This is a genomic window from Methyloparacoccus murrellii (assembly GCF_054657115.1).
In genome coordinates, this window is record NZ_BAAHXD010000038.1 from 24,730 (window position 1) to 34,227 (window position 9,498).

The following is a 9,498-nucleotide window of genomic DNA, read 5'->3' on the forward strand; positions in this document are numbered from 1 at the left end:
CGTGAAAATCTTCTACGGCGTTCAAGGAACCGGCAATGGCCACATCACCCGCGCCCGGGCCATGGCCCCGAAGCTGCGGGCGGCCGGCGCGGAAGTCACCTGGCTGTTCAGCGGCCGGCCCCGCGAGGACTTCTTCGAGATGGAGGTGTTCGGCGACCATCTGTGGCGGGCCGGCCTCACCTTCCAGACCCGGCACGGCCATGTGCACTATCTGCGCACCGCCCTGCGCAACAACCTAGTCCGCTTCGTCGACGATATCCGCTCGCTGGACCTGCGCGGCTACGACCGGGTGATCACCGACTTCGAACCCGTCACCGCCTGGGCGGCCAGGCTGCGGGGCATCCCGGCCGTCGGCATCGGCCACCAGTACGCCTTCGGACTGGACATTCCCAAGGCCGGCGCCGACCTCATGGGCACCCAGGTGCTGAAGTATTTCGCTCCGGCCTCGGTCGGGCTGGGGGTGCACTGGCACCATTTCAACGGTCCCATCCTGCCGCCGATCATCGAGGCCGGGGCCCCGCCGGCACCGCAGAACCCCGCCAAGATCATCGCCTACCTGCCGTTCGAGGACATCGACGACGTGATCCGGCTGCTCAGGCCGTTCACCGCGTACGAATTCCATGTCTACAACCCGGGCGGCCCGGTGCCGACCTCGGGCAGAACGGCCCATATCCAGATCAAGGGACTCTCCCGGCGCGGCTTTCAGGAGGATTTCGCCGACTGTGCCGGTGTCATCTGCAATGCCGGCTTCGAACTGCCCAGCGAAACCCTGCATCACGGCAAGAAGTTGCTGGTGAAGCCCTTGCACCGGCAGATGGAGCAGCTCTCCAACGCACTGGCGTTGGAACAGCTGCGGCTCGGCGAGGTGATGCGCGAACTGGACCCGGCGACCCTCGCCAGCTGGCTGGCGACCGACCAGGCCCACATGGTGCGCTACCCGGACGTCGCCGGGGCGGTGGCCGAATGGCTGCTGCGCGGCGACCTGAACATCGACCAGAGCTGGATAGAAGCGATCTGGCAGCGCGCGCGGAAAGTGGCCTAACCCCCCCCGTTCGCCATGCCGCAACCCTGGCGGGCGGCTATCCTACGCAGGCGCCCGTTCGCCCCCCTTCACCCTTCATCGACAGACATCATGGCAGGTCAGAATCTCACCGGTCTCGCCCGCATCCACGCGGCCCTCTTCCACTCCCTGCGCGGCTTCAGGGCGACCTGGCGGCACGAGGAGGCCTTCCGCCAGGAGGTCTACCTGTTCGTGGTCGCCGGCCCGCTGGGACTATGGCTGGGCGAGACCGGGGTGGAAAAGGCGCTGCTGGTCGGCAGCCTGATCCTGGTCATGATCGTGGAGCTCCTGAACACCGGCATCGAGATCGTCGTCGACCGCATCAGCTTCGAACGCCACGAGCTTTCCGGACGCGCCAAGGATGTCGGCTCCGCCGCCGTGCTGTCATCGCTGGCGCTCGCCGGCCTGGTCTGGGGGCTGATTCTCTGGCCGCGGCTGGCGGCCGCCTAGGCTCGACGGGACCCGGACAAACCGCCGCAAACCCGCGCCACGCATGGGCTGCCGCCGACCGTCATCAAGCTGTCATGGTGCACGGGTAGGTTTCTAGCGTTTACGCCGGCAGCGGGTTAGAGTGGAAACCGCCCTCCGCTCCCGTCGCTTCCAGCCATGACCCGCTCCCTGACCGAAGCCGATTACCAAGCCCTGCAACGCGCCTTCAAGGCCCTGGAGAATCCCAGTTTCGCGGCCCGCCTGAACAGCATCGTCGGCACGCCGATCGAGCTGGGGATCAACCTCTTGCCCGAGCGTTGGCGCCGGCGCCTGCATCGCGCCGCCGAACATTGCGTGGACAGCGCGCTGGGGCTGGTCCTCCAGCAGGGCACCCGGCCGGTGGCGCGGCGGCTGCCGGGAGACCGGGGCCACCGCTGGCTGGGCATGGCGGCCGGGGCCGCGGGCGGCTTTTTCGGCGGGCCGGCCCTGCTGATGGAGCTGCCGCTGACCACGGCGGTGATGCTGAGCTCGATCGCCGACATCGCCCGTCGCGAGGGCGAGGACATGACCAGCCTGGAAACCCGGCTGGCCTGTCTGGAGGTCTTCGCCCTGGGCGGCCGCAGCGACCTGGACGATGCCGCGGACACCGGCTACTACGGACTGCGCCTGGCGCTGGAGGTACCGGTGGCGGAGGCCAGCCGCTACCTGGCCCAGGTCGGCCAGGCGGGGCTGGGCAAACCGCCGGCGCTGGTGCAGCTGGTACAGACGCTGGCCCAGCGCTTCGGGCTGATGCTGTCGGAAAAGACGGCGGCGCAGCTGGTGCCCCTGGTCGGGGCGGCCGGCGGGGCCATGATCAACAGGCTGTTCATCGAGCACTTCCAGACCATGGCCCATGGACATTTCACCCTGCGCCGACTAGAACGAACCTACAGCCCCGCCGTGGTCCAGGCCCACTATGCCCGGCTCAAGCGGCGGCAGAAAAGCCTGCCGACCCTGCCGGCCGACTGATCCCCCGAACCCCGCCGCGCCGCTTGCCCGGACGCGACGTTCACCCCCTGCCGCAATGCGAGGTCCGACGCCATGGCAATACGCTCCCAACTCGATGAGCTCCTGAAGAACGAAACCGCCAGGGGCGTGGCCCTGGGCCTGGGTGTGGCGGCGCTGGGCCTGGCGGCGCTGCCGGCACTGGCCTCGGTCGGGCGTCCCCTGGCGCGGGCGGCGATCAAGTCCGGCCTGCTGCTGATCGAGCGCGGCCGGGAGGCCATCGCCGAGGCCGGCGAGGAACTCGAGGATCTGGTGGCCGAAGTACGCGCCGAGCTGGTGGCCGAAAAGGGTGGTCTCGAAGCCGCCGGGTTCGCCGAGGCCGAGGAGGCGGCGGAAGCGGCGGAGGACGCCGTCAGCGGGACATCTGCCGGGTAGCGGCCATGTTGCAGGCCCATGTCGTGCACGCCATTCCCGGGCGCGCCCGCATCAAGCTGCCGGCGCGTCGCGGCGACGGGCTGTTCTTCTCCCAGCTGGAAGACTTTCTGCGCCGGTGCCCCGGGGTTGCCGAGGTGCACAGCAACAGCCGCGCCGCCAGCGCCCTGATCGCCTTCGCGGAACATGGCAATCTCGACCGTCTGGCCACCTACGCCCGCAAGCACCGTGTGTTCCGGCTCGACCACCACCCACCGCCCCTGAAGACCGTGGGTGAACAGTTCTCCGCGCGGATGCACGAGGTCAACCAGTGGATCAGTACCGGCAGTCGCGGCCATCTGGATGCCCACTCGGTGTTCTTCCTGCTGTTCCTGGCCCTGGGCGCCAAGCAGCTGTGGCGCGGCAACATCATGCAGCCGGCCATCCCCCTGCTGTGGCGAGCCGTGGAAATCCTCCGCGACATGGATGGCCGGAACCCGAAATGAAGGATATCCACCCACGACCGGTAGCGCGCCATGCCTGACTCGATCCGCCTGGTACACAACAAGGTTCCCAACCGGTTACGGCTGTCCATTCCCATGCTGCGCTACCGGCAGACCTATGCCGAACTGCTGAAACAGACCCTGCTGCGCGGCCGCGACAGCCGCGGCATCTACCATGCCGAGGCCAATATCGTCACCGGCTCGCTGCTGATCAAGTATCACCCGGCCTTGCACAGCGAAACCGAGGTCATCGAGCTGGTGCGCGCGGCGGTCCACGCCATCGTTGCCGGCCAGGTGGAAATCTCGCTCAAGCACAAGAATCCGCGTCTGGGCAAGATGCGGCCGGCGGCGTTCTTCACCCGCGAACTGCTGGTGAGCATCGGCGGCAACATCATCGCCGGTGTCGCGCTGGCGCTGATGCTGGGTGCCTGAGCACGCCATCACGCGCCCTGAACCGGCCCGACGCCGCCGCGGCAGCTCCAGCCCCCCTTCCCATCCGACGAGGACGGCATGCGCCGAAACATTGCCACCGTGGTCGTCCAGCCTGTCTCGCCCGGGCGCCTGCGGCTGAGACTGCCGGCCCTGTACCGGCAGGATGCCAACCGGCAGCGACTGGAACACGCGGTGCTGAAGATCGGCTATGTCGCCGCCGCGCGCGGCAACCCGCTGACCGGTTCGCTGCTGATCCTGTTCGATCCGCGGCAGGCGGACATCCAGCGGCTGTTGCGCGATCTGGAGAGCATCGTCGGTCCCATCCCGGCGCCAGCCGCCGAACGCCCGGCTCAGGCCCCGGCCAGCCGCGATACCACCCGCCACCGCCGTCCGCCCGCCACCCGCCGGCCCGGGCGGCGGCACAGCCACGGTGCGGACCGCATCCCGGCCGCGCCACCCGCGATGGCGGCAACCGAGCGCCGTCCCTGGCACGCCGAGTCCGCCGCGGCGGCCCTGAGCCACTGGCACAGCGCCGAAACCGGTCTGGCGGACGCCGAAGCGCGGCAGCGCCTGGCCGTGTACGGGCCGAACCGGCTGGACGATCACACGCGCCGCTCGACCCTGAAGATGCTGGCCGGGCAGTTCCTGAACATCCCCGTGGCCATGCTCGGCGTCTCGGCGGCCGTGTCCATCGCCACCGGCGGGTTCGCCGACGCCGTGGTCATCGGCGGGGTGGTGCTGCTCAACGCCCTGATCGGCTACCTCACCGAAAGTTCGGCCGAAAAGACCATCAACGCGCTCGGCAATCTCCTGCCCAGCCACGCCCTGACCGTTCGCGACGGCCAGCGTGTCGAGGTGCCGCTGGAGGCGGTGGTGCCGGGCGATGTGCTGGTGCTGACGCCCGGCGCCTACATTCCCGCCGATGCCCGGCTGCTGGCAGCCAGCCACCTGACGCTGGACGAGTCGGCGCTGACCGGTGAAAGCCATCCGGTCGCCAAGACGGCCACCACGCTGTGCGCCGCGGAAACCCCGCTCGGCGAGCGCGTCAACATGGTGCACATGGGCACGGTCGTCACCGGCGGCAGCGGGCTGGCAGTGGTCACCGCCTCCGGCAAGGCCAGCGAGATCGGCGCTATCCAGACGCTGGTCGGCGAGGTCGCCCCGCCGGAAACGCCGCTGCAACGCCAGCTGGATCGCATGGGCGTGCAGCTGGCGGCATTCAGCGCCGGCATCTGCGTGCTGGTGTTCGCCATCGGTGTGCTGCGCGGCCAGGGCTGGCTGGCGATGCTCAACAGTGCCGTCTCCCTGGCGGTGGCCGCCGTGCCCGAGGGACTGCCGGCGGTCGCCACCACGACGCTGGCGCTCGGCATCCGCGAGATGCAGCGCCGCAAGGTGCTGATCCGGCAACTGCCGGCGGTGGAAAGCCTGGGCTCGGTACAGGTGCTGTGCCTGGACAAGACCGGCACCCTGACCCTCAACCAGATGAAGGTCGTCACCCTGCAAACCGAGCGGCTCCAGCTGTCGCTGGCCGAGGGCCGGTATCTCGACGCCGAGGGCCAAGCCGTTGCCGTCGCCGGGCATGCCGACGTGCGGCAGCTGCTGGAGGTGGTCGCGCTCTGCAGCGAGGTGGTCATCGCCCCCGGGGCTGACCGTCCGCTCCTGGATGGCTCGCCGACCGAATGCGCGCTGGTGGAAGCCGCCCTGCAGGGCGGCATCGACGTGCCGGCGCTGCGCCGGCGCCGCCCGCTCGGCGCCCTGCAGCACCGGGCCGAGCAGCGGCCCTACATGCTCAGCCGGCACCCGGATGTATCCGGGGGCGACTGGGTGGCGGTCAAGGGCAGCCCGGCCGAGGTCCTGGCCCTGTGCCGCGAATGGCAGTGCGGCGGCGAGCGACGGCCGCTGACCCGCAGGCTCCGCCAGGCCATCCTGGCGCGCAACGAGGACCTGGCCGGCGAGGCTCTGCGCGTGCTCGGCGTCGCCCATGGCCATGGCGGCAGCGGGACGGCGGAAACGCCGGATGGCCTGGTCTGGCTGGGGCTGATCGGCATGGAGGACATCATCCGGCCGGGCACGCCGGCGCTGATGGCGCAATTCCACGCGGCCGGCATCGAGACCGTCATGATCACCGGCGACCAGAGCGCCACCGCCTACTCCGTCGGCCGCCGCCTGGGCCTGAACCACCGCCGGCCGCTGGAGATCCTCGATGCCGTCAGGCTCGACAGCCTGGAACCGGAGCTGCTGGCCGGCATCGTCGAGGACACCACCATCTTCGCCCGCGTCAGCCCCGCCCACAAGCTGCGCATCGTGCAGGCCCTGCAGAAAGGCGGGCGCGTCATCGCCATGACCGGCGACGGCATCAACGACGGCCCGGCGCTGAAGGCGGCCGACGTGGGCGTGGCCATGGGCAGGCAGGGCGCCGAGGTGGCGCGCTCGGTCGCCGACGTGGTGCTGCAGGACGACAACCTGGAGACCATGATCACCGCGGTGGAGCAGGGCCGAACCATCTACAGCAACATCCGCAAGAGCCTGCGGTTCCTGCTGTCGACCAACCTCAGCGAGATCGAGCTGATGCTGGCGACCACCACGCTGGGTTTTGGCGAGGCGCTGAATCCCATGCAGCTGCTGTGGATCAACCTGGTCACCGACGTCTTTCCCGCCCTGGCGCTGGCCCTGGAACCACCGGAGCGCGATGTGCTGAAACAGCCGCCCCGCGATCCGCGCCAGCCGATCATCAGCCGCGCCGATAGCCTGCGGCTGCTGCGCGAGTCGGCGGCCATCACGGCCAGCGGCCTCGGCGTCTTCGGCCTCAGCCTGACCCGCTACGGCATGGGACCGCAGGCGAGCACCAACCTGTTCATGACCCTGACGCTGGCCCAGTTTCTGCACTCGATCAGCTGCCGCTCGGAGACCACGACCGTGCTGGACCACCGGCGCCCCGGCAATCCCTACCTCAGCCTGGCCATCGGCGGCTCGCTGGCGGTACAGGTGCTGGCGGTTTTCCTGCCGCCCCTGCGCCGGCTCCTGCGGCTGTCGCCTCTCGGCCCGGCCGACTGGCTGCTGATCCTGGCCGGCAGCGCTGCCCCTTTCCTCATCAACGAGGCCGCCAAGGGCTTGCGCCCCGCCCGGACTCCGGAGACGCCATGACCAGTCGCTTTCTCTTCACCTCCGAATCCGTCACCGACGGCCACCCCGACCGGCTCTGCGACAGCATCAGCGACGCGGTGGTCGACCGCTTCCTGCAGAAGGACCCCTACTCGCGCATCGTCGCCGAATGCGCGCTGTCGAAGAACGTGCTGTTCCTGGCCGCCCGCTTCGCGACCCAGGCCAACATCGACATCCCGCAGGTGGCCCGCGCGGTGATGGGCGAGGTCGGCTACCGGGAGCAGGATTTCGACGCCGCCAACTGTTCGGTATTGACCAGCCTCATCGCCATGCCCCAGGAGCAGCGGGCACAGGCCGACGAGCGGGATCTCAGCCCGGCCGAGCTGGACCGGCTGACCGTCCACAGCCAGGTGTCCGTATTCGGCTATGCCTGCCGGCAGACGCCGGAACTGATGCCGTTGCCGATCAGCATGGCCAACCGGCTGGCGAATGGCCTGACGCGGGCGCGCCAGCAACGCCGGCTCGGCTATCTGTCGCCGGACTGCACCGTGCAGGTCGGCATCGAGTACCACGACAACCGCCCGGCCCGGGTCGCCAGCATCACCATCGTCGCCGGCAGCGTGGCCGGCAGGCCGGTCGATGGGGCCGAGCTGCGCGCCCATCTGCTGGCCGACGTCATCCAGCCGCTGTTCGCCGACGATCCGATCCAGCCGGACGCGGCCAGCGAGATCTTCGTCAATCCGCGCGGCGCGTTTCCGAAGAGCGGGCCGGGCTCGCACTCCGGCATGACCGGCCGCAAGACCGCCGCCGACACCTATGGCGCCTACGCCCGCCACAGCGGATCGGCCCTGAGCGGCAAGGATCCCTCGCGGGTGGATCGGGTCGGCGCCTACATGGCCCGCTATGCCGCCAAGAACGTGGTAGCGGCGGGGCTGGCCGAGGAGTGCGAGGTACAGCTGAGCTATGCCATCGGCCATGCGGGCCCGATCAGCGTGCGGGTACAGAGCTTCGGTTCCGGCACCATTGCCGACGCCGACATCGGCACGCGGCTGCGGGAAGCGTTCGACTTCCGCCTGGGGGCCATCATCCGCGACTTCGATCTCCGCCACCTGCCGGCCCGGCACAGGCCCGGCTTCTACCAGCAGTTGCCGATCCGCGGGCACATGGGGCATGCCGACCTGCCCTGGGAACGGACCGACAGGGCGGATAGCCTGCGCTGAGCGCCGGTGCACCCAGCGGTCGGACCCGGCCGGCTACCCGCCTGGTGAGTCCCGGCCAGCCATCAAGCCATTACCCGGCCTCGCGACGATGGCGGGTCGTGTTGTCCACCCCGGCCCTGTCGACAGGGATGCCCGTGAACCCCATCAAGCTGCTGCTGTTCGTACCGGGCTCCCTGATCGTGCGCTGGCTGGAGGCCGACGATCCCTGGATTTTCGCCGCCGCCTGCCTTGCCATCGTCCCCCTGGCCATCATCATCGGCCAGGCGACCGAGCAGATCGCGGCCTATACCGGCCCCAAGGTCGGCGGCCTGGTCAATGCGACCATGGGCAACATACCCGAGCTCTTCATCGGTTTCTTCGCGGTCAAGACGGGCCTGTACGGCCTGGTGCTGGCCAGCATGGTGGGCTCGATCATCGGCAACATCATGCTGGTGCTGGGGCTGAGCATTCTGGCCGGGGGCATGCTCCACAAGTTCCAGAGCTTCGATCGCAACATCGCCCGCAGCCATTTCTCCCTGCTGTGCTTCGCCGCCGTCAGCCTGGTGGTACCCCTGGCCTTCAAGATGACCAGCGAGGGCCAGGCCAATGTCGAGCAGGGGCTGACGGTGCTCAGCCTGGCCATGTCCGCGCTGCTGCTGCTGATCTATGTGCTGGGCCTGACCTTCTCCTTCGTGACGCACCGCAACCTGTTCGTCCAGTACGACGGCAACGGCAATGGCGAGCAACCGCAATGGAGCCTGCGAACGGCGCTGGCGGTACTGGCCGTCTGCACGGCCCTGGTCGCACTGCAAAGCGAGCTGCTGGTCGAGACGGTCGAAGGTACCGCGCAGAGGCTCGGCCTCCCCCAGGCCTTCATCGGCGTCATCATCGTGCCCCTGGTCGGCAACGTCGCCGAGAATGCCTCGGCGATCCTCATGGCCCGCAAGAACCGGATCAACATCAGCCTGGAAATCGCTGTCGGGGCCAGCATGCAGATCGCCATGTTCGTCGCGCCGCTGCTGGTGCTGACCAGCTTCATGACGGACCAGCCGCTCATCTATCTCTACGACCCGTTCGAGGTGGTGGCGGTGCTGACCGGCATCCTCATCGCCCTGTTCGTGTTCCAGGACGGGGCAACCTACTGGCTGGAAGGCGCGCTGCTGCTGTTCTGCTACGTGATCTTCGGGATCGCCTTCTTCTTCGTGCACCTGCCGGCCTGACAGGCAACCCCGAGTGCACGGGACCGGGGCCGTTGGGGCTGGGGGGAGGGGGGGAGAGGGCGGTGCCCGGCGAGTTGGTGGAAAGCGTCGGTGGAAGCCCTTTCGTCTGTGAAAGTGGGGGGGGTTCCCCACAACTGCCCCCCCCACCCCCAGGGGGA

General features: G+C 69.1%; 9 protein-coding genes. All 9 read left to right on the plus strand.

What is annotated here, in order from left to right; all coding sequences use genetic code 11:
• Position 1: 1 nt before the first annotated feature.
• Complete coding sequence (locus ACYQ1H_RS11320) at positions 2–1,042, plus strand: MJ1255/VC2487 family glycosyltransferase (RefSeq protein ID WP_460028144.1); 1,041 nt, start codon at positions 2–4, stop codon at positions 1,040–1,042.
• 90 nt (positions 1,043–1,132) lie between these two features.
• The gene (locus ACYQ1H_RS11325; protein WP_460028145.1) at positions 1,133–1,510 is read left to right on the plus strand and encodes a diacylglycerol kinase; all 378 of its coding nucleotides are present in this window, start codon (positions 1,133–1,135) and stop codon (positions 1,508–1,510) included.
• Positions 1,511–1,666: 156 nt separating this feature from the next.
• Positions 1,667–2,497, plus strand: a complete 831-nt coding sequence (locus ACYQ1H_RS11330) for an EcsC family protein (RefSeq protein ID WP_460028146.1) — start codon at positions 1,667–1,669, stop codon at positions 2,495–2,497.
• Between the two features lie 72 nt (positions 2,498–2,569).
• Positions 2,570–2,908, plus strand: a complete 339-nt coding sequence (locus ACYQ1H_RS11335; protein WP_460028147.1) for a DUF5132 domain-containing protein — start codon at positions 2,570–2,572, stop codon at positions 2,906–2,908.
• 5 nt (positions 2,909–2,913) lie between these two features.
• Positions 2,914–3,390: an HMA2 domain-containing protein gene (locus ACYQ1H_RS11340; protein WP_460028148.1), complete on the plus strand. Its 477-nt coding sequence runs from the start codon at positions 2,914–2,916 to the stop codon at positions 3,388–3,390.
• Between the two features lie 30 nt (positions 3,391–3,420).
• Positions 3,421–3,819, plus strand: a complete 399-nt coding sequence (locus ACYQ1H_RS11345) for an HMA2 domain-containing protein (RefSeq protein ID WP_460028149.1) — start codon at positions 3,421–3,423, stop codon at positions 3,817–3,819.
• Between the two features lie 78 nt (positions 3,820–3,897).
• A complete protein-coding gene (locus tag ACYQ1H_RS11350; protein ID WP_460028150.1) occupies positions 3,898–6,963 on the plus strand; it encodes a cation-translocating P-type ATPase in 3,066 nt (1,021 codons plus the stop codon).
• Entirely contained in the window at positions 6,960–8,141 is a 1,182-nt protein-coding gene (gene metK / locus ACYQ1H_RS11355) for a methionine adenosyltransferase (protein ID WP_460028151.1), read from the plus strand. Before ACYQ1H_RS11350 ends, metK begins: the two co-directional genes overlap by 4 nt.
• A 134-nt stretch (positions 8,142–8,275) precedes the next feature.
• Complete coding sequence (gene cax / locus ACYQ1H_RS11360; protein ID WP_460028152.1) at positions 8,276–9,340, plus strand: calcium/proton exchanger; 1,065 nt, start codon at positions 8,276–8,278, stop codon at positions 9,338–9,340.
• Positions 9,341–9,498 lie beyond the last annotated feature (158 nt).

Bases quoted from the DNA above. Each gene is read 5' to 3' on its own strand.
- ACYQ1H_RS11345 (WP_460028149.1), top strand. From the start codon at position 3,421: ATGCCTGACTCGATCCGCCTGGTACACAACAAGGTTCCCAACCGGTTA.
- ACYQ1H_RS11335 (WP_460028147.1), top strand. From the start codon at position 2,570: ATGGCAATACGCTCCCAACTCGATGAGCTCCTGAAGAACGAAACCGCC.
- ACYQ1H_RS11340 (WP_460028148.1), top strand. From the start codon at position 2,914: ATGTTGCAGGCCCATGTCGTGCACGCCATTCCCGGGCGCGCCCGCATC.
- metK (WP_460028151.1), top strand. From the start codon at position 6,960: ATGACCAGTCGCTTTCTCTTCACCTCCGAATCCGTCACCGACGGCCAC.
- ACYQ1H_RS11325 (WP_460028145.1), top strand. From the start codon at position 1,133: ATGGCAGGTCAGAATCTCACCGGTCTCGCCCGCATCCACGCGGCCCTC.
- ACYQ1H_RS11330 (WP_460028146.1), top strand. From the start codon at position 1,667: ATGACCCGCTCCCTGACCGAAGCCGATTACCAAGCCCTGCAACGCGCC.
- ACYQ1H_RS11350 (WP_460028150.1), top strand. From the start codon at position 3,898: ATGCGCCGAAACATTGCCACCGTGGTCGTCCAGCCTGTCTCGCCCGGG.